We start from the raw sequence: 19,201 nt of genomic DNA on the forward strand, positions 1-19,201 counted from the left end.
GACTAGACGCAGCCCAAACGCTCTTCGCCTTTCCGGGAAGGAAAGGTGGGCGCTCGACGGGAGCCGTGTCGCCGGCGCTGAACGGATGTGGTCCGTTAGAGGGAATCCGAAGGATTCCCTGTTAGTAGAGTTACGGGAGGAGAAACATGCCGCGCACCAAAGGTTTAAGCGCGATTTCGGTCCCCGATAGCACGAGGATCCGGTCCCCGATGGCACGATAATTCTGGTCCCCGATAGCACGAGAGAATTCACAGCTTGTCCCCCGCGTCAGGAATGAGGCCGCGTCGTCGCAGGCGCGCTTCAAACGGATCGATGAGGGTTGGCGCAAAATTCAGACGCTCTGCACCGGTCGGATCTTGTGTAATGACGAGCTCGTAGCCCGGCAGTGTTTGCCGACGGACGATCTGGCGCAGGTCGTAAGCGAAGTGTTTGACGGGAGATAAGCTGCCCGACTTGGCGTGGAGATGCACAATTTCGAAGCTCCAACCGCCGTTCTGACGACCGCCGTGCTTGCGGACGAGGCGATAAAGCCAACGCTCGAGGCCGCCTGTCAGATCAAAATATCTGCGGTCGATTGTCAGGACGAGCGCATCGTTCAAAACACCTGAGTAGAACCAATCCGGCAGGATCAGCTCAAGTCCGCGGGGCTTCCCGTGCGTGTCGGACGTTTCCTTCCATTCGTTGATCCAGGAAAAGCGATGCCGTCGACGCTCTGTCGGTTGTCGAATCGACGTCATGACGGTCGTCGCCTGTAACCTGTCGAGCGCAGCCTTGAGGCGGTCATAGTCGCGAATGCTGGTGCTGCGGCCAATGAAGGTCAAAATCTCATATGGCGTGGTCGCCATCAGGCGCGAGGTCTTCAAACCTCCGTCACGCGCCTCAACAATCTGAGACGCAGCCCAGATCAGAACGTCCGCGTCCCAAATCGTTGCCATGCCATGCTCGGCAACGGCTTCGACACGGATTGTGATGGTGCCGGCACGAAAGTCGATCGGCACAATGCGTTTGGTCTTCGCCAGCGAGAAGAACGGATATGCCATGAGGTCTTGCGCATCGCGTGCAGCCAAATCGCCGGGCAGCGCTCGAAACAATTCGAGTTGATCCCGTTCAGAACGTCGGCGCCGATGCGGAGTGAATTGATTGTCCGACATCGTCAGCGGCGCTCCTTTCCGGCATACGGCGCAGGCGGATGGCGTTTCGCAGGCAGAACGGTCCCGGCCCCGGGATCGCTGGTTGATGACTTGGTGCCACGGTCGGCCCAGGCCTTGAGATCGTCGAGCGCATAGACCACCCGTCCGCCAATCTTGCGGTACGCGGGACCGGTGCCATAGGTCCGGTGCTTTTCGAGCGTTCGGCCGGAAAGGCTGAGAAATCGTGCTGCTTCGGCCGTCCGCAAGTATCGCTGCGGTATGCCGGCGCCGGGATCGGACATTTGGGAGACTCCGTGTGCATTGGCGCGCAACCGGCGTAGGTCGCGCATCCACGAGCACATTGGCGGAGTCGATCCGCGAAGGGGGATGCCGAAGTTAAGGGGGGCTAATTTCGATACCCCCAGCATACTCCTATTTTTTTCGGGACGGCGGACGCAGTATTCTGCGATAGCCGCCACGCATCAGCGCAAAGCCGCTCTGAGCCAAGCGGATGATCCGATTGCGTAGATCATGGGTTTTCCAGTCGCGTTCGGAAATCCGTTGGGGGCCATACAGGACTTCGGCAATTTCCCGGTACGTGGCTCCGTCCATTCGTCCGTCTAGCACGCGCAGAGCCAGCGTCATTCGGCGCCGCTGAGCAGCAGAAAGCGCATGGAGAGGCTTCCCAACCGGTTTGCCATTAAGTGCCCGAAACAGGCGGCGGCCAGCATCTGCTCGATACTCGTAGTCTTGATCGAACGAAATTTCGACACGATAGGTCGCGGCGATGATGGGCGCCTCTTTCAACCACACGCGGTGCTCGATACCGTGCAGATGCAGCACAGCGTGCCAGCCATCAGGGCCTTCTCGCAGCTGAGCTTCATTGAGATCTTTGAGATCGAGACTGACGTGGGAATCCACGCCGGGCGACAACTCAACGGGTCTTACTGGGATGACCGTCGGAAGAACCTCGGGCGCCCAGAAGATTGTTTGTTCAAAGAAAGGTCGAGCGGGATCAGCTACGAAAAACTAACCCCCAATGATGTCGGATGCCGGCCGAGGGCGGACGAGCTCGGCAATCGCTTTGGAAATCGGGGTTGCGGCGCAGACACTCCCAGGCAAGGCCAGTCAGAAGCCCCTCTTCAACGCGGTTATAGTAGTCATCCGACGACCTCCAGTTGAACTTCGACATACGCGTCCCCGTCGCACTGCAAAATTGCGGCGCGATAATCCTGAGCAGTCATGGTTGCAGGAAGCCCCAGATCGCGCATCGCGTGATGCAGCGGATCGATCGGTCCAAGCCGTAGAAAGTTTTGCTACTGAAAATGAAAATCAGAGCTAAAGATTTGGATTCGACGCTCCGCCGCGCAGCAAATGTCGATAACCGTGCTCAGTCATCCATTTCGCGCGGGTCAGGTGCGTGTCAAAAGCACGTTTCGCGCGATCATGCTCGAGGTCTGGGTTGATGTGCAGCACGATTTGCGCCACCTCCCGCCAGTCGGCTCCCTCCGCGTCTGCATCAAGTATGCGCAAATAAGTTATGACGTGCTCTTCGTCATAGACAGTGAGCACGGGATCCGTGGGCGCAGCGTCGGCGACGTCTGGATCTCGAGGTGGTTTCTTCATGAGAAAATCATAGAACGAATAATTCTAACTTGCCAGAAAACAAAATGCGGACCGATTGTAGCCCTTCTTTTGCCGCTGTCAGCAGAATTCCCGAGCGTTGCTCTCTACGATCTGTCTAAGGCCGCTTCCGAATTGGCTTGCGAGTGTCTCCCCGATTGCTCACCAGCATTACTCCCTCGCCGCGCTCCGAGACCAGGAACATGATTCCAGATGTTTCAAGGGCAGCGCGAACGCGGTCGCGCGTATCCTCGCGCACCTGAAGTCCGTTCTCGGACTCGAAGCGCTTCAGCGCCGTTAACGCGACCAAGGCCTTGTCAGCGAGCGTCTCTTGTGTCCAACCGAGAAGCGCGCGTGCGGCCCGCACTTGGCGGGATGTGATCATGCATGATCACATCCACAGCAAGCCGATCAAGCGCTATGGAAACGACTATAATAGTCGCCTTGGTCCCGTGTCTAGCCCGTTTTTGCGGGTTTATGACGACGATACGGTCGTCTGTAAGGGGGCGGCGCGTTGGGGGAAGATTCGTCGAAGCCCCGCCCGATTCGCTCGGGCGGGGCCTCGCGGCGAGACTTACTCGCCGTTCTTCCGCGGCCGCGACCACAGCAGGGTGTAGCCTTCGCCACCCTCGTCGTCGAACAGGTTGGCGTAGATCGGTGCGTTGAAGGAGGGATCGTCGAGCTTGAGCGAGAGATAGTCGCGACCTTCCTCGGAGCGCTTCGACCAGGCGGCGCCGATCTCGGTGTTATGTGGTGCACCACATAAGGCCGATTATGCGAAGCGTGGCGTTATGCGGAGTGGTGGCGTCTGAGTGCAGGTTTTCCGCGGGTTTCGGGACCGCCGCGCTCCGCATAATATCGTGAGAGAAGCAGCGGCGCCTCGCGCAGGGCGAGGCGCCGCAAGCTTGCGGGTCAGCGCGACCAGACCAGCGCGTAGCCGTCATCGACCGCGACGAGGTTGGCGTAGATCGGCGCTGAGAAGGACGGGTCGTCGAGCTTCACCGAATGATAGACGGTGTTCTCCTTGGAGGTCCGCTGCCACGCGGCACCTATCTCGACGTTGCCGGCCATCACGCGCAGGCTCGGAGCCTTCTCGTTCTCGGACGGTTCGGCCGGAAGGAAGCGCGCCTTGATGTTGAGCGAGAGCGTCTTGATGGTGCCGCTGTAGGATCCATCTTCGGCGCGGGTGAAGGTGCCAATCTGAGCCATGGTGATCTCCTGTTGTTGTATCCAAGCCCGCGACCATCGCGGCCTTGATGGCGATCTTTGAGCGCCGCAACGACCGGCCCGCAGCCTTGGCCCGCAGCGAAGCGGAGGATGGCGGGCTGAGCGATCTTGTTGCCTCGCGAGGAATGCCGCCGCTTGGCGGCAGGGGAAGAAGATCGCGAACGAGCCATTGCGGGTAAAGGTCGGCGAGCGCAGCGAGCGTATTGTGGCGCGTGATCTGCCAGCAAAAGGCCGCTATGGTTTAGGCGGAAGCAGCCCCACAGGAGAGCATCGGCTCAAAGGCACTTCACAACTGCGGCAATGACGGCGGCGTCACGGCAGCATTCCGCTCTCCCGGTGCAATTGAGCGCCATTAAGCCTCACCCGTAAGAACGCGAAGAACCGGCCTATGCGCGCTGGCAGCAACAGCGAGAATGCGGCACGCGCAGGACAAAATGACGCCGCCGAGTGAGGTGCGCCGACTCGGTCCAAACAGCCCCGATCTTCTGTGGACAGACGGCCTTGTCGTGACGCCAAGCGCTCGGACCGTCGCAGAACGCCGCATGCTGTGGCCTCCAAGCAACAAAGGAGGCAATCATGTCGAAGCAGAAACGCAAGCATTGGAACAGCGTAGAGAGTCGGCTGCACTTTGCGAAACCGTATGTCGATGGCTTCGAGAACTGGCTTCAAGACCATGGATACACGCCGAGCACCATTGAAGAGAAGGTGAGACTACTCGCAGGCTGGACCGACTGGATGCATGCGGCGGGTTTTGCGCTCGACAATGTTTTGGACGGGCTCACTGCATCCGCGGCTGCCTTCAAAGGGAAGAAGAGCATCCGCGCCTACGCCGGCGCAGGTCGGCTGTTCATCCGCTATCTTCAAGATCGAGAAACCCTTCCCAGATCGGCACCACCGCCATCGCCGACAGAGATCTGGCCGCTCCTTGCGGCATTCCGGCGCTGGATGCGCGACCAGCGTGGTGTGGTCAACTCAACGCTCGATACCTATCAGTCGACCCTGGTCGATCTTCTCGAAGCGCTCGGCGACAATCCAACAGCCTTTACCGCCCATGCAATCCGAGCCTTTGTCCTTGAACGTGCCAAGCCGCACAGCCGCGGGCGCGCTAAATCGATTGCCGCTGCAACACGGGCGTTCCTCCGCTTCCTGGTGGCGACTGGACAAAGCCCGGTAGGACGCGATTATGCCGTCCCCGGCTTCGCCAACTGGCAATTGGCGTCGGTTCCGAGATTCCTTGCCGCAGACGATATCGCCCGCGCCATCGCAGCTTGCGAGGGCGAAGGGCGGTTGCGCGACAAGGCGATCGTTCTGCTGCTTGCCCGTCTCGGGTTACGGGCCAGCGAGGTGGCCGATCTGAAATTGGCCGACGTCGACTGGCGGAATGGGCGCATTACCGTCGCCGGCAAATCCAGACGCGAGGAGTGGCTTCCGCTGACCCAGGAGGTCGGCGATGCGATGATTGCCTACATCGAGCGAGTCAGGCCACCGTTGTCGACGCCCCGTTTGTTCATCACCGAAGCCGCCCCGGTTCGACCGCTGACCCGCATCGCCATCAAATGCATCGTGCGTCGCACGCTGCTCCGAGCCGGGATCAAAAGTGCCCATCAAGGAGCCCATGTGTTGCGCCATTCCGCAGCCACGACGATGCTTCGGCATGGCGTCAGTTTGACAGGCGTCGGCGCCGTCCTGCGTCACCGATCGCCGGCAATGACGATGCACTACGCCAAGGTGGACTTCGCCCTCTTGTCGGAGATCACGCAGCCCTGGATCGGGAGGCTGCCATGCTGAGCGATGACGCGGAACGTTACATCGAGCTTCGCCGGACTCTTGGCTTCAAGCTCCGAAAGCCGTCGCGACACCTTCAATCCTTTGCGCGCTTTGCGACGGAAAAGGGCGAGAGTTATGTCAGCGCCGCCACAGCGCTGGAATGGGCGACGATGGCGCCAACTCGGTGCACCCGGCATCGCCGCCTCGGTGACGTGGTGCGGTTCGCGCGCTTTTTGCGGGCCGAGAATACCGCTCATGAGGTGCCGGTCATTCTCTTTGCCGAACGCGCATCGCGGCCCGTTCCCTATATCTACACGCCGGATGAATTGACTCGGATCCTTGAGGGCGCCGGCCAACTCCGCCGGCAAAAGCCCAACCCCTTACGTCGGCAGCTCTATGTGATGCTGTTCGGATTGATCGCCGCCACGGGGCTGCGCGTATCCGAGGCGCTCGACCTTCGGTTCGACGACTTACTGGCCGACGGTGTCTTGCATATCCGCGACACCAAGTTCGGCAAAAGCCGGCTCGTGCCGTTGCACCCGACCGTGGTGGAGGCTCTCGACCGCTATCTCGACAGGCGCCGCCTTGTCGCGGGATCGGACGATCACCTGTTCCCCTCGGCGAAGGGCAAGAGACTCGCCTCCAGCACGGTGAACTATACATTCCGCTGTGTCCTGCGGTTTGCGAATATTGCTCCGGAGCGGCCCCGGCGGCCGCGCATTCATGACCTTCGCCATAGCTTCGCGACGCATGTTCTGGAGCAATGCAACACCGAGCGCGACGCGGTCGCCCGACACTTCGTCGCGCTGGCGACCTATCTGGGCCACGTCGATATCAAGCACACTTACTGGTACCTACAGGCGACACCGGAACTGATGACCGACATCGCCGCCGCGGCCGAAACGTTGATCATGGGGGAGCCCATATGACCCTCCTTGCTCCTCTGATCACCGGCTTCCTGCGCGACTACATGCCCCGTCAGCGGGGCTATAGTCCGCATAGCTGCGAGGCTTATGCCTACAGCTTCCGGCTCTTGTTCGCCTTCGCGGCGAAGCGCATCCAGACAAAACCCTCGCAGCTTCTTATCGAACAGCTCGACGCGGCATTGATCCTGGACTTTCTTGGTCACATCGAGCGCGAGCGCGGCAATGGAGCCGCCACCCGCAATCTGCGCCTTGCCTCGATCAAGACGTTCATGCGCTACGTTGAATACCAGGTGCCTTCGGCTCTGGAGCAGATCGGTCAGATCCACGCCATCCCCGTCAAGCGCCACGATCAGAAGCTTATCCGTCACCTGGTCATGGTGGAGGTGCGCGCGATCCTGAATGCGCCGGACCTCACGACACGTCTGGGCGTACGCGATCGGGCGATGATGCATCTTTGCTTCGCGGCCGGACTGCGTGTCTCGGAACTGGTTGGGGCCATGATGGCGAATCTATCCCTGCAGCGGCCGCCGAGCCTTCTGGTCCTGGGCAAAGGTCGCAAGGAGCGATGTCTTCCGCTTTGGAAAGAAACCGCAGCCGATCTGCGGGCGTGGTTGACCCTGCGGGGCTCGGTTCGTGTGCCCGAGCTCTTCGTCAATGCCGAAGGAGCGCCGATGACGCGGGCCGGCTTCGAGTACGTGCTGGAGAAGCATGCTCGGGCGGCGGCCGAGACGTGTCCGTCCCTATGCAACCGTTCGATATCGCCTCATCAGCTGCGCCACAGTTGCGCGGTGATCATGTTGCAGGCCACACACGACATCCGAAAGGTCGCCTTGTGGCTGGGCCATGCCGATATCCGCACCACGGAGGTCTACCTGCGGATGGATCCCTCCGAAAAGCTGGAGGCGGTTGAAGCGGTCGTTCCGCCGGAGCTGCGGCGCGGACGGTTCAGAGCGCCGGATGCGTTGATCGCCTCTCTGTTAGCGGACACATCGCCGCCGCCGGCGTGAAAAAGCCGAGCTTCACCGAGTGGTCGCGGTCCGTCGATATCCTCGGTGCAGCCCTTGCTCGCTTGCATTGCCCACCCAGTTCCGGCAGTTGTCGTTCGATCGCAAACCGGCGAGCGAATGCCTTGAGCCGTGCGTGATCGTTGACGATGCGGCAGCGCCATCATCGCCGTGGTGTTGGTATACTGGGCCATCATCTCCGTTGCTGTGCGCAGCCTGCGAACACGCGGACCTTTTGATGTCGGATCACGCCCCGGGATGCGGTCGCTGCGCTTCCCGGCCTGATCCCCGCAACGCTTGCAGCAACTTCTTTCCCCGCTGCTGCGCAGCTTCCTCGCGCGACAAACAAGTTGCCTTCAGCCGTCCTGCGCTGCGCTGCGGGCCTTACGGCTGCGGGTCGGCCGTCCCGGGGCTTCGGATCGCCATCAAGGCCGCGATGGTCGCGGGCTTGAAACAGAAAACGGAGATTATCATGGCCCAGATCGGTACCTTCACCCGCGGCGAAGACGGCGTGTTCGCCGGCACCATCAAGACCCTCTCGCTCAACGTCAAAGCGCGCCTCGTCCCAGCCGACGAATCCACCAACGACAAGGCCCCGGACCTGCGGGTGCTGGTGGGCAACGTCGAGATAGGTGCCGCGTGGCACCGCACCTCGAAGGAGAACACCGAGTACCACTCGGTCAAGCTCGACGATCCGTCCTTCCCGGCGCCGATCTACGCCAACCTCTTCAAGGGCGAGACCGACTACACCCTCGTCTGGTCACGCTGACCGACCGCTACCGCGACGGTTCGCCCGCCGAGCCGTCGCGGCTCTTCCCTCGGGATTATGTGGAGCGCGGCGAGCCCGAAACCCGCGGAAAACCTGCACTCAGACGCCACCACTCCGCATAACGCCACGCTTCGCATAATCGGCCCGGCCGACGAAGATGCGGTGGCTTGGAGCCTTGTCGTTGGAGGGGCTGGATTCTGCGACGATGCGGACGCCTTTGGCCTGCAGGCTGAGGGTGACGATCTCGCCCTGGAAATCGTTGCCGACCTTCTTGAAAGAACCGATGTTAGCCATGCTACTTCTCCTGTTGTGTTTCGAGCCCGCGACCACCGCGGCCTCGATGGCGACCTGAAGGCAGAAGACGATCGGCGACGCACCCGCTTGGGCCGCAGCGCAGCGGAGGACGCCGTCGTAGAGACTTTCTTGCCTCGCGAGGAATGGGCTTCAGCCCAGGGGAAGAAAGTCTTGAGCGACGGCGTTGCGGCTCAGACGATCGAGGCGCAGCCGATCTTCGGCCAGATCGAGCCATCACAGAGGCCACGTGCGTCGCGTGCTGAACCACAAGTCCGGGAGAAGATGGCGGGTCTCGGTTCAGTCAGGCAAGAGGTCGAAACGATTGGGCGTAGGAAAAGAAGCGAAGGAAGGCAAAAGCGGTAGTCGTCGGCACAAAGCCAACCGCGAAACAACGGCTTCAGCCGCCGCATCTATGTGCGCTGGACGCGATCAATACCACCTCGTCGAAGCGCTCCAGGGAAGGCCGCGACTATCTCTCGTTCAAATGCGTGGACCCGCGTTCGGTGCGCCGCTTGAGCTGACCAGTTCGACCGACAGGCGGCGCAAGATTATTGCTGATGCGCTGCGGCTGTGAGAACCGGTTGAGCATCGCTCTCCAGCGACCTGCCCGAATCGCGCGGGCGGGTTTCGGTGAAGACGGTCAACCTCATCCACGCCGAGCCACCAATAAAGACCGCGCCGACACAGGCGAAGATCTCGCGCCATAGCAATGACGGCACGCCGATTTGCGACATCGCAAATACGACCTGATAGCCAGCAAGTGTCGCCGGAAACGTAAACAGGGCGGCAATGACGGCGCGGGTGGTCACGGGGCGTATCATTGCGAAGGCCGTTTGACCGATCGCAAGAGTTATGCCGCCGGCGGCAATGCCGATAATCGGCGCTCCAAGGAGGCCGGCGCCGCCGTGCAATGCAAGCATGAAGACGTTGAGACCGACAAAGAATGGCAAGGCGTATACCGCCAGCGTGACGATCAACCAGCAGAACAAGCCGATGCAAGCGATGTTCAGAAGAAGTCCGAGGGCGAGCATGGTGGTGGCTCCATATGCAAAGGGGTATGGTTGCGCCTTCCACCACCACCGCGGCGCAAATTCGAGGATGCAATCGAAACGAGGCGGAGTTGCGGCGATGCAACTCAGCCTCGGTGGTGGAAGATGGCAGGTCGGCGCCTACGAGGCGCCGAATTTCCAGACGGCGATGCCGAGGCGCCTTGCCTTGTCGGCGAGGTTGTCCTGGATCCCCGTGCCCGGAAAATGCATGACGCCGATGGGCAGCAGTTCGAGCATGGCGTCGTTGCGCTTGAACGGTGCTGACTTGGCGTGCTTGGTCCAGTCCGGCTTGAATGCGATCTGTGGTACCTTCCGAGTGGTCGCCCATTTCGAGGCAATGAGTTCCGCACCCTTCGGCGAGCCGCCGTGGATCAGGACCATGTCGGAATGCTTGGCATGAACCTTGTCGAGGCGATCCCAGATCAGGACGTGGTCGTTGAAGTCGAGGCCGCCGGTGAGTGCAATTTTCGGCCCGGCTGGCAACATGACCTCCGCCTCAGTGCGGCGCTTGGCGGCGATAAAGTCCCGGGAATCGATCATGGCCGCGGTAAGCGTGCGGTGGTTCACGATCGATCCCGATCGAGGATGCCAGGCCGAGCCAGTGTGGACCTGAAAGCGTTCGATGGCCTGATCGCGAAAGAGCTCAAGGCAATTGCGTCGTTCGATCAGTGTGATGCCTTCTGCCGTCAAGCGCTCGAGTTCGACCGATCGCACCTCCGAGCCATTCTGCTCGCGCTGGCTCTTGCGCTGAGCCTGTTCGTTGTCGTCGAGCTGACGACCAATCCGGTCTGTTGCCCGGTGGAAAAGGTTGACCGTCGACCAGAGCAGGTCCGGCAGGTCCGGCTCGAGCCGGGTGTCGTTCAGCGTGGCGACCAGCGCATCGAATATGTCGGCAACTGCGGCCGCGATCATCTTTCCTTCGGGCAGTGGTCTGGGATCGGGCTGGTCGTCGAAGGGACGGTAGCCAAAGAGCTGCAATTCGTTGAGGACGATGTCGGTGGAAGACGAGGCGTGCGGCGGTTCGATGTCGTCGTGATCGCTCATAGGGAGGTGTCCTTTGCCGGATCGGCCGCGTCCATCGCGGCCTTCGTGGCGATCACCAGACGGCGGGCGGGACGGGCCCGCACCCGGAGCAACGCGGAGGGCCGCAGCGCCAGCGGAGGATGGTGGAGGCCGGCTATTTTGCTTCGCGATGCAAAGCGCGCTGGCACCCATATATAATGTGAGCTTCCTTTCGCTGGCGCGCGGCGGAAAATAGCTGGCCGCAGCCATTGCCGGCCCGAGCCGCTTGCCGTCCGATCGCCCTCTAGAAGGCCCTGGTCGCGCCTCTCTGGCACTGGACCGTCGCGCGAGCGAGCTGTCGACTTTGATGGAAGCCGCCCGCGCCTAGTCGACAGTGGCCGGCAAGAACAAGAAGCGGGAGACGTCCTCCGGTGCCAGCTGGATCCGTATCGCTGCTCGGAGGGTGTCGAGGCCGAAGACGTGCAGGTCCTCGTTGAAGTCGCCAAGGCGGGGCGATAACGGGATCGCTTCGATGCCGGCAGCTTCGGCGCGTTGCAGCAGAACGGCTTGCACATTGTCTCCAGCTGCATCGTCATCGCGCGCGATATAGAGCCGACGCAAACTCGACGACAGTGCCATGGCTGCGAGATGGTTGGCCGACAGTGCAGCAGCCATCGGCAAGGTTGGAAGCACGTAGCGCAGCGACAGCATGGTCTCGATGCCTTCGCCGGCGACAAGAACGTCGTCGTCGACCGCACCAAAACGCACGGCGTTGCCGAGCAGATCGCCCATGGCTCGTCGTGGGGTATCGATCGGGGCCTTGCCCAATCGCACCCGGTCAAAGCCGTTCGGATCGAGCCAGGTGCGGTGCACGCCGGTGATTTTGCCATCGAGATCGGTGACGCGAGCGATCATCGCAGGCCAGGTCTCGGTCGGCAGGTGCTCCTCTGGCCGGTAGTAGCAACGCGGATGGAAGCGCAGGCTACCGCCATGATGCACGTGCGCTATTCCGCGATGCTGCAAGTAAGTCTGAACGACGGTGCCTTCGATCGGCCCCGAGATAGCAAACAGTCGCCGTGCGGCCTCTTGCGAGCCGGCAGGTGCAGCAGAACGGGTGACTTTCGGGACGATTTCAAGTTCAGGGCGGGGCAGCTTCAGAAACCGCCTCGCCTCCTCGGCGACCTCGCGGAACTCGCGAAGTCCGAGACTTTCGCGGATGATGTCGAGGAGATCGCCATGCTCGCCGGTCGCCGCATCAGTCCACTTGCCGGCTGGTCCCTTCGTCGAGTCCTGGAGGCGTACGAACATGGAACGGCCCGGCATGTTGTGCACGTCGCCGACGAGCCAGTATCGCCCCTCTCGCTTCCCGTTGGAGAGGTAGTGGCGGCACACCGCCTCGGCCTCGCGCGCGAGGCGTTGTGCCAGTTCGGAGGCGTCGCGACTCATCACGCGGCCTCCCGTTCGGCGACGCGCTCGATCGCGTAGTGCTCAAGGACCTTTGTCAGCACTGCGATGCCGCTGGCATTGAGCGGCACGAACATACGCAGCTTCCAGGAGATGATCTCGCCGAAGAGGCCGTAGGTTCTGAGGCGATCGCGCATCGTATCGCTAAATCCGGACAGCTCGATGCGGTGTGCGCCCATGACACGGACCCGGCGAAGCTGGAGGCCTTCGGCGAGTTCGAGGACGGTCTTCCCCTCGACCAGCGCGGCAAAGGCTGCATCCGGAGCCAGTTCGGGCGCATCGCCCGCAAGAACGCTTGCGACCCAGGTCGCCGAAACCTTCCGACCGATGATTCTCTCGCCGGCGTCGGTCTGAAGGCAGTAGACCCGCGTTGACTCGTTCGGAAGCCGCTTCCAGATCGGCAACAGCAGGCCCGCCACGATATGGATTGTACTTTCCGAGAACTCTGGAATGACTGCTAGTTCCGCCAGCCACGCGGCAGAGAAGCGCTCGCGTTCGGCTTCGAGCCAATGGCTTTCCGCCATCATCTTCAGGGGAATGCAGTGCTGCTCCATCGGGCGGATCAGGCGAACACGAGCCTCGATCTCGCCGTCATCGAGCATGACGCTCGGCGCAGGGATCTGCAGAGCGGGCCGGCCCGAGCGCTCGTTGAGCAGCAGGACGGCACGATGATCCCCGAGACGGCCCAGCGCGTCCTCAAGGCTCAAGGGACGATTGCGCTCGCGCTGGGTAATCGTGAGAAGCTTTGTCTCGGCGCCCGTCGCCGGATGAACGTAAATCGCGCGACGGTCGGTGACCACAAAGCTTTCGGCGCAGAGCGTTTCCAGCCCGATATCGTAGGTGCCGGACGTGATGGCGCCTTCGATACGGGCGGTCAGCAGCTGCTCGAACGCCGTGAAGAGGACGTTCTGCAGCTCGATGGTGAGGGCGAGCAACCTGTTGAGGAAGGTCGTGATGGGCGGAAGCTCATCCTTCAGCCCATTGGTATCAACCAGCTTCAGACCCGTGGCGCCTTCGAAGAGCTCAAGCGAGCAGTCCTCGACCTTGCCCCGCGCAAGAAGCATGTAGAGCTGGCGCAACGCGTCACGGCCATACTGGCTTTCGAGGTTATCCTCGGGCCGGAATAGGCCCTGCCCTCCGGTCTGCCGCTGACCACGGGTGATGGCGCCCAGCGTATCCAGCCGGCGAGCGATCGTGGAGAGGAAGCGCTTCTCCGCCTTCACGTCCGTTGCGATCGGCCGAAACAGCGGCGGCTGTGCCTGGTTGGTCCGGTTGGTGCGGCCGAGCCCCTGGATGGCGGCGTCGGCCTTCCAGCCGGGTTCGAGAAGATAATGAACCCGCAAACGACGGTTCCTTGCCGACAGTTCGGCATGGTACGAACGTCCGGTGCCGCCGGCGTCGCTGAAGACAAGGATCTGCTTGGCGTCATCCATGAACGCCGCGGTCTCGGCGAGGTTTGCCGACGCTGCGCGATTCTCGACGACGAGGCGGCTGCCCTTTCTGATGATACGGCGGGAGCGGCCAGTGACCTCAGCGACCACGTCGGTACCAAATCGCTGGACGATCTGATCCAAGGCGCCCGGCACCGGCGACAACGACGCCAGCTTTTCGATGAGGCGGTCTCGGCGCGCGACGGCCTCCCTACTTTCGACTGGCTGGCCATCGCGGTAGACGGGACGGGAACAGAGGTTGCCCTCCGAATCGGTGAAGGGCTCGTAGAGTTGGACCGGGAAGGAATGGGCGAGGTAATCGAGAACGTACTCGCGCGGCGTGATGTCGACTTGGACGTCACCCCATTCCTCGGTCGGGATCTCGGCCAATCGGCGCTGCATCAATGCCTCGCCGGTTGAAACGATCTGGATGACGGCGGCGTGTCCTGCGTCAAGATCGCGCTCGATTGAGCGGATCAGCGACGGCGTCTTCATCGAGGTCAGCAGGTGACCGAAGAAGCGCTGCTTGGCGCTCTCGAACGCGGATCGTGCCGCGGACTTTGCCTGTCCGTTCAGTGTCCCCGTCAAGCCCGTGATGTTGGCCGCCCGCATGGCCGCATCGAGATTGTTGTGAATGATCCCGAATGCGCCGGCGTAAGCGTCGTAGATGCGAACCTGTTCAGGCGTCAGCTGATGCTCGACGAGCTCGTATTCGATGCCCTCGTAGGACAGGGACCGCGCAGCGTAGAGGCCGAGCGCCTTGAGGTCGCGCGCCAACACCTCCATTGCAGCAACACCGCCCTCCTCGATCGCCTCGACGAATTCGGCCCGGGTGGCGAAGGGAAAGTCGTCGCCGCCCCACAATCCCAACCTTTGCGCATAGGCCAGGTTATGCACCGTCGTGGCACCCGTCGCCGAGACGTAGACCACACGGGCATTCGGCAGGGCGTGCTGGAGCCGCAGGCCGGCGCGCCCCTGCTGAGAGGCTGCCTGGTCACCCCGCTCGCCCTTGCCGCCAACCGCGTTTTGCATGGCGTGGCTCTCGTCGAAGACGATCACTCCGTCGAAGTCGGAGCCCAACCATTCAACGATCTGCCGGACGCGTGAAAGCTTTTCTCCGCGCTCGTCGGTGCGCAGCGTAGCGTAGGTGGCAAATAGGACGCCTTGCGCGAGCCTGATGGGCGCACCCTGCCGGTAACGCGAAAGCGGCGTAACAAGCAGTCGCTCCATGCCAAGCGCCGACCAATCGCGCTGCGCATCCTCGATCAGCTTGTCGGATTTGCTGATCCAGACCGCACGGCGCCGCCCCTTCGACCAATTGTCCAGCAGGATGCCGGCAACCTGCCGCCCCTTGCCAGCCCCGGTCCCATCACCCAGGAACCAACCCCGACGAAACCGAACGGCATTTTCCGCGTCGTCACGCGCTGCCGCCACGACGTCAAAGGTCGCATCGACCGTCCACGATCCGTTCAGAAGCTCCGAGTGCGCCTCGCCGGCATAAATGATGCTCTCGAGCTGCGCATCCGACAGGATGCCGCCAGCTACAACATTGGCTGGCAGGTGCGGCAGATAGGACGGCTTCGGCGGGGCGACTGATGCCATCGCAGCCGACTGCACGAGCTTGGTCGGATGCGTCTGCGCGCGTGGGATGCGAATCGACTGCAGCGCATAGCTTTCATAAAGCGCGTCGCTGATCTGGCTGGCATTCGTGGGCGTCCAATCCAGCCGCTCGTAGGCGACTTCAGTCGCCACGACGATCGCCGGCGCGGCCGCCGGCAGAGGCTGGCTAACATGGGCGTGGACGGTTCGTGAGCTGGCAATTGCCGGCACTACAGCGGTCGGTTTGCCGGCAAGTGGGCGGCGCGGCGGCACGCGATTTATGACCCAGGCGAGCAGAGTCGGCAGGTCAGGTGCAATGCCAGGGGATGGCGGGAAAGACGCGACGTCGTCGGCCGGTACCTTGTCGATGACTGTCAGGCGGGTGTCGATGGTCGTGCCGTGCTTGGCATAGACGGCGCCGTCGATCGCCGCCGAGAACACGACCCGCCCGCGTTCTTGCAACCGCCTGAAGGACTCTGCCCACACCTGGTTGTGCGGCGCGAGGTTCGCGCCCGTGATAACCACCAGCCGCCCACCTTCGCCAAGGCGTGCGAGGGCCGAGGCAATGTGTCGTAAAGCTGCATCCGCCACCTTTTGCTCGACATGAATCGCGACCGAGAATGGCGGGTTCATCAGCACGACGCTCGGCACGATGCCGGCATCGAGATGATCATCGATTTGGGCAGCATCAAACTGGGTCGTGGCAACGCCGGCAAAGAGCTGACGAAGCATGCCGGCGCGGCCGTCAGCCAGCTCGTTTAGCACCAAGGAGGTGCCAGCCAGTTCAGCGAAGATGGCGAGAAGGCCGGTGCCAGCGGACGGTTCCAGAACGACGTCGCCAGGAGTGGTCGCTGCAGCGACGCTGGCCACGAATGCCAGCCCGACGGGTGTCGAGAACTGCTGGAACGCTTCACTTTCCTCGGACCTGCGCGTGTGGGTCGGAAGGAGATTCGTAATCCTGGTCAGCATCGGCAGCATGGCGGCAGGCGAAGCCGCCTTGGTACGCATGGCGGTGCCATACCGTCGCAGGAACAGGACGGTGGCGGCCTCGCAGGCGCCATAGGCCGTCTTCCAATTCCACGCGCCACTTGCGTCGGAGGCGCCAAACGCCGCCTCCATGGCCTGGCGCAAGCCAGCCGCATCGATGCGGCGGCCGCGCTCGAGATCGATGATGATGTGCCGCGCCGCCCTGACAACGGCGGAGGTGACAGCCGCGGTGGCACGCATCGAGAGCGGCGCGCCACTTGCGGCGCCGAGGAAAGACTCGGTCATGGGGATTGCTTTCGGAGAGCGGGAATGGGCTGAACCGCCCGGCGCTCTCACGACCGCGGCGACCCAAACCCTTCCCGGCCCCACTCTTCCTCTTCGGTCTCGCCAACAAAAATGGGGACCGGCGCCGCGCGCCGATCCCCATGCACTGTCTTGAACGCAGGACGACTACCGCCGTCCCCAGACCGGACGCTATTCGGCAGCGTCCAGTTGTTGCGGCCGGTCTTCGTCGGCCGCAGGCTCCCGCTCCTCGTCATCGGAGAGAAATTCGGGCAACGCTCCCGCTTGCCCCTCCGGCTCGGCCGGCTGCGATGCAACATCGACCAGGCGCAAGGGCTCCGGCAGCCAACCGGAACCGTCGAGAAGACGCTCGGCCTCCTTGGCCATCTCGCCCTTCTTCAGATGGTCGATGAGCTGAGCCGACGGCTCGCCCTTCGCTTCCCGAACCGCCTCGAGGATGCGTGGCTTGGTGACACGGCCGAGATAGTTGTCGACCGTGGGCTTCCAACCGGCATGGACCATGTCGAGACCGACAGCCCGCGCCAGCACGTCGGCCTGGTCGAGCCGAGTGCGGACTCCGTGCGCGGATACCCGGCCTTCATTATAGCGGTTGGCCGGCTCATACACAGCGTTCACGGCAAACGACGCACAGTGGGCGAATAGCGACGCCTGGGCCGTGCCGTCCAACGCCGTGAGTGCATCCCAAAGGTCCTTCTCGTCCTTGGGCAGTCGGGCTTTCCAGGTCTCATGCCGCGCCTCGACGGCTTTCGCGGACGCGCTGTCCCTCAAACCGGGAGCCTGAGCAGGAAACGTTGGCGTACGCAGTCCGATCTCGAGAGAGCTCCCGGAGCTGGCGAAGCGGTAGAAGGCAGTCAGGGCGAAGTTGTGCAGCACCGCCTGGAAGGCGATCGCGGGGTTTTCCGCAAGCGCATCGCGCAATGCCAGCGTCCGATGCGCCGTCAGCTCGATGATGAGACGATCTGGCAGCGGTCGCGCGGCATCGTCGTCATCATCCTCGGTATCAGCGGCACCGCCAGCAACCGAGATAGCCGTCCGCTGCACTCCGGGACCACCAGACCCTTGGCCGTCGCTCGACGATGTATCGGCGCCCTGCCCCACAGCCGGATCTTCCCGCGGCGCTTCATCCTCAGGGCGAACATAACCCCGGTCCACCAGGAGCCGCCCTTCGGAATCAATGCTGACGAAGACGCCGGCGCGGGAGATGTCGACGGGATCATAGATGATCGAGCGCTCTTCGAACACCATCAGGGCAGCTTCGATTTCGCCAAGGCGCTGATCGACGTCGTCCGGCAGTTCGTCTGCGTCCTGGTAGTCGGACTCCAGCTTGGCATGTTCGGCGTTGAGGGCGTCGACGGTCGCCTGCTCCTCCGCGGTGAGATCGGCAGGTCTACCGTCGAGTTCTCGAAGACCCGTGGCATGGCCGAACGGGAAGTCCACGGCGACCGTGATCCACTTCCAGTCTTCTTTGGCGACCGTCTCGGCCTGGGCGGTGAGCTTTTCGATTGCAAGACGATCGAGCAAGGCGACATCCTGGAACCAACCGCCGTCATCGTGCTGAAAGAGGTCACGCTCGACGGCGCCGCCGGCCTGCTCGTAAGCGTCAACGCCAACGAAGCGGGCACGACGATCGGAGGCACGGACAGTATTTTCCGTCAACGCTCGCCGGATTTGGTACGGCTCATCATGGCTTGAGCGACACGCATTATCCCAGACCTGCTCCTGGCGTGCCTGATCGCCCGTGACGGAGAACGCCATGAGCTGTTCGAGCGTCATGCCGTCCTCGGCATAGACCTCGTGCAGCTTCGGCGACACCGACGCGAGCCGGAGCCGTTGCTTGACGATTGCCGGTGTCACGAAATGGCGTGCCGCGATGTCTTCCTCGCTGAGGCCAGCATCGCTCAGAGTCTTGAACGCCCGGAACTGGTCCAGTGGATGCAGGCCGACCCGTTCGTCATTCTCAGCGAGCGAGTCATCCTCCGGGATGCCGCCCTCACGTACGACGCAAGGCACGGCCTGCGTCTTCGCCATGCGCTTCTGCTTCACCAGAAGCTCCAGGGCGCGATAACGCCTGCCGCCGGCAGGCACCTCGAACATACCGGTCTCGTTGCCCTCACCGTCAAGGACCGCTCGAACGCTCAAGCTCTGTAGCAGGGTGCGCCGCGCGATGCTCTCGGCGAGTTGCTCGATCGAGATTCCGGCCTTCACCCGCCGCACGTTGGCCTGGCTCAGGACCAGCTTGTTGAAGGGAATGTCGCGCGAAGGCGACAGCGTGATCTTCTGGACTTTCGTCATTTGCACTCTCCACGACGGGCCGCCGGGAGGCTCTCTCTCAGCTTCCAACCCGTCGCGAAAAACCAGCGCTCCTCTCACTCTCGCGAAGGCCTCCCGGAAGGATGGTCGACGTCACGCGGCTTCGTGGTCACCCACCCTCACTTCCGCGGCTGCTGCTGACACGAAATCGCCGACGAAGCCGAGCAGATAATCCGCGGCCTTGCTCGCCTGCGACGCCGCACGCACGATGGCCCGATTGTCCTCGCTCAACACCTCCAGTAATCAGCAGCAGATCATAATGTGAAGGAAGATTCTAAGCGCAGCTGGCCTGTGGAGATCGGCTAAAACGGCTTGCG

Annotated in this window: 16 protein-coding genes and 3 pseudogenes; 4 read left to right on the top strand and 15 right to left on the bottom strand. The window is 62.4% G+C overall.

Annotation, left to right across the window (positions count from 1 at the left end; translation table 11 throughout):
• Nucleotides 1-248 precede the first annotated feature (248 nt).
• The 8 genes and pseudogenes from AC3WLX_RS30280 to AC3WLX_RS30315 form a co-directional block, all read right to left on the bottom strand.
• On the bottom strand, nt 249-1,151 hold the full coding sequence (locus tag AC3WLX_RS30280; protein WP_061023406.1) for a replication initiator protein A: 903 nt from the start codon (nt 1,149-1,151) through the stop codon (nt 249-251).
• A 2-nt stretch (nt 1,152-1,153) separates the two neighbouring features.
• Nucleotides 1,154-1,432 (bottom strand): helix-turn-helix transcriptional regulator, encoded by a 279-nt coding sequence (locus tag AC3WLX_RS30285; RefSeq protein WP_061023404.1) that lies wholly within the window; start codon nt 1,430-1,432, stop codon nt 1,154-1,156.
• 130 nt (nt 1,433-1,562) lie between these two features.
• The gene (locus AC3WLX_RS30290; RefSeq protein ID WP_245325144.1) at nt 1,563-2,051 is read right to left on the bottom strand and encodes a DUF2285 domain-containing protein; all 489 of its coding nucleotides are present in this window, start codon (nt 2,049-2,051) and stop codon (nt 1,563-1,565) included.
• Between the two features lie 94 nt (nt 2,052-2,145).
• A complete protein-coding gene (locus AC3WLX_RS30295; protein ID WP_245325143.1) occupies nt 2,146-2,322 on the bottom strand; it encodes a transcriptional regulator domain-containing protein in 177 nt (58 codons plus the stop codon).
• A 146-nt stretch (nt 2,323-2,468) separates the two neighbouring features.
• The gene (locus tag AC3WLX_RS30300; protein WP_061023400.1) at nt 2,469-2,756 is read right to left on the bottom strand and encodes a DNA -binding domain-containing protein; all 288 of its coding nucleotides are present in this window, start codon (nt 2,754-2,756) and stop codon (nt 2,469-2,471) included.
• A gap of 115 nt (nt 2,757-2,871) precedes the next feature.
• Nucleotides 2,872-3,138 (bottom strand): helix-turn-helix domain-containing protein, encoded by a 267-nt coding sequence (locus AC3WLX_RS30305; protein WP_061023398.1) that lies wholly within the window; start codon nt 3,136-3,138, stop codon nt 2,872-2,874.
• Between the two features lie 189 nt (nt 3,139-3,327).
• A pseudogene (locus AC3WLX_RS30310) lies at nt 3,328-3,495 on the bottom strand (DUF736 domain-containing protein); the annotation flags it as partial.
• A gap of 170 nt (nt 3,496-3,665) precedes the next feature.
• On the bottom strand, nt 3,666-3,962 hold the full coding sequence (locus tag AC3WLX_RS30315; protein ID WP_021075712.1) for a DUF736 domain-containing protein: 297 nt from the start codon (nt 3,960-3,962) through the stop codon (nt 3,666-3,668).
• A gap of 594 nt (nt 3,963-4,556) precedes the next feature.
• Between AC3WLX_RS30315 and AC3WLX_RS30320 the strand changes: the two genes are divergently transcribed.
• From AC3WLX_RS30320 to AC3WLX_RS30335, 4 genes are all read left to right on the top strand, one after another.
• Nucleotides 4,557-5,768 (top strand): tyrosine-type recombinase/integrase, encoded by a 1,212-nt coding sequence (locus AC3WLX_RS30320; RefSeq protein WP_021075713.1) that lies wholly within the window; start codon nt 4,557-4,559, stop codon nt 5,766-5,768.
• Nucleotides 5,762-6,676, top strand: coding sequence for a tyrosine-type recombinase/integrase (locus AC3WLX_RS30325; protein WP_021075714.1), 915 nt, complete (start codon nt 5,762-5,764; stop codon nt 6,674-6,676). The genes AC3WLX_RS30320 and AC3WLX_RS30325 overlap by 7 nt, the downstream gene beginning before the upstream one ends.
• Nucleotides 6,673-7,680 (top strand): tyrosine-type recombinase/integrase, encoded by a 1,008-nt coding sequence (locus AC3WLX_RS30330; protein ID WP_021075715.1) that lies wholly within the window; start codon nt 6,673-6,675, stop codon nt 7,678-7,680. The genes AC3WLX_RS30325 and AC3WLX_RS30330 overlap by 4 nt, the downstream gene beginning before the upstream one ends.
• 469 nt (nt 7,681-8,149) lie before the next feature.
• On the top strand, nt 8,150-8,446 hold the full coding sequence (locus AC3WLX_RS30335; protein ID WP_021075716.1) for a DUF736 domain-containing protein: 297 nt from the start codon (nt 8,150-8,152) through the stop codon (nt 8,444-8,446).
• A 111-nt stretch (nt 8,447-8,557) separates the two neighbouring features.
• Here the strand turns inward: AC3WLX_RS30335 and AC3WLX_RS30340 are convergent.
• The 7 genes and pseudogenes from AC3WLX_RS30340 to AC3WLX_RS30370 form a co-directional block, all read right to left on the bottom strand.
• Nucleotides 8,558-8,740, bottom strand: a pseudogene (locus AC3WLX_RS30340) (DUF736 family protein); the annotation flags it as partial.
• Nucleotides 8,741-9,288: 548 nt separating this feature from the next.
• On the bottom strand, nt 9,289-9,771 hold the full coding sequence (locus AC3WLX_RS30345; protein ID WP_061030173.1) for a hypothetical protein: 483 nt from the start codon (nt 9,769-9,771) through the stop codon (nt 9,289-9,291).
• A 138-nt stretch (nt 9,772-9,909) separates the two neighbouring features.
• Complete coding sequence (locus AC3WLX_RS30350; RefSeq protein ID WP_061030174.1) at nt 9,910-10,833, bottom strand: DUF2493 domain-containing protein; 924 nt, start codon at nt 10,831-10,833, stop codon at nt 9,910-9,912.
• Nucleotides 10,834-11,175: 342 nt separating this feature from the next.
• Nucleotides 11,176-12,237, bottom strand: coding sequence for a DUF7146 domain-containing protein (locus AC3WLX_RS30355; RefSeq protein WP_061030176.1), 1,062 nt, complete (start codon nt 12,235-12,237; stop codon nt 11,176-11,178).
• Nucleotides 12,237-16,556 carry a strawberry notch-like NTP hydrolase domain-containing protein gene (locus tag AC3WLX_RS30360; RefSeq protein ID WP_061030178.1) on the bottom strand — a complete coding sequence of 1,440 codons (4,320 nt, stop codon included), beginning with the start codon at nt 16,554-16,556 and terminating at the stop codon, nt 12,237-12,239. The genes AC3WLX_RS30355 and AC3WLX_RS30360 overlap by 1 nt, the downstream gene beginning before the upstream one ends.
• Nucleotides 16,557-16,745: 189 nt before the next feature.
• Nucleotides 16,746-18,866, bottom strand: a complete 2,121-nt coding sequence (locus tag AC3WLX_RS30365; protein WP_061030179.1) for a ParB/RepB/Spo0J family partition protein — start codon at nt 18,864-18,866, stop codon at nt 16,746-16,748.
• A gap of 111 nt (nt 18,867-18,977) precedes the next feature.
• Nucleotides 18,978-19,124, bottom strand: a pseudogene (locus tag AC3WLX_RS30370) (antirestriction protein ArdC); the annotation flags it as partial.
• Between the last annotated feature and the right edge of the window lie 77 nt (nt 19,125-19,201).

The organism is Bradyrhizobium sp. FW305-F6 (assembly GCF_058782905.1).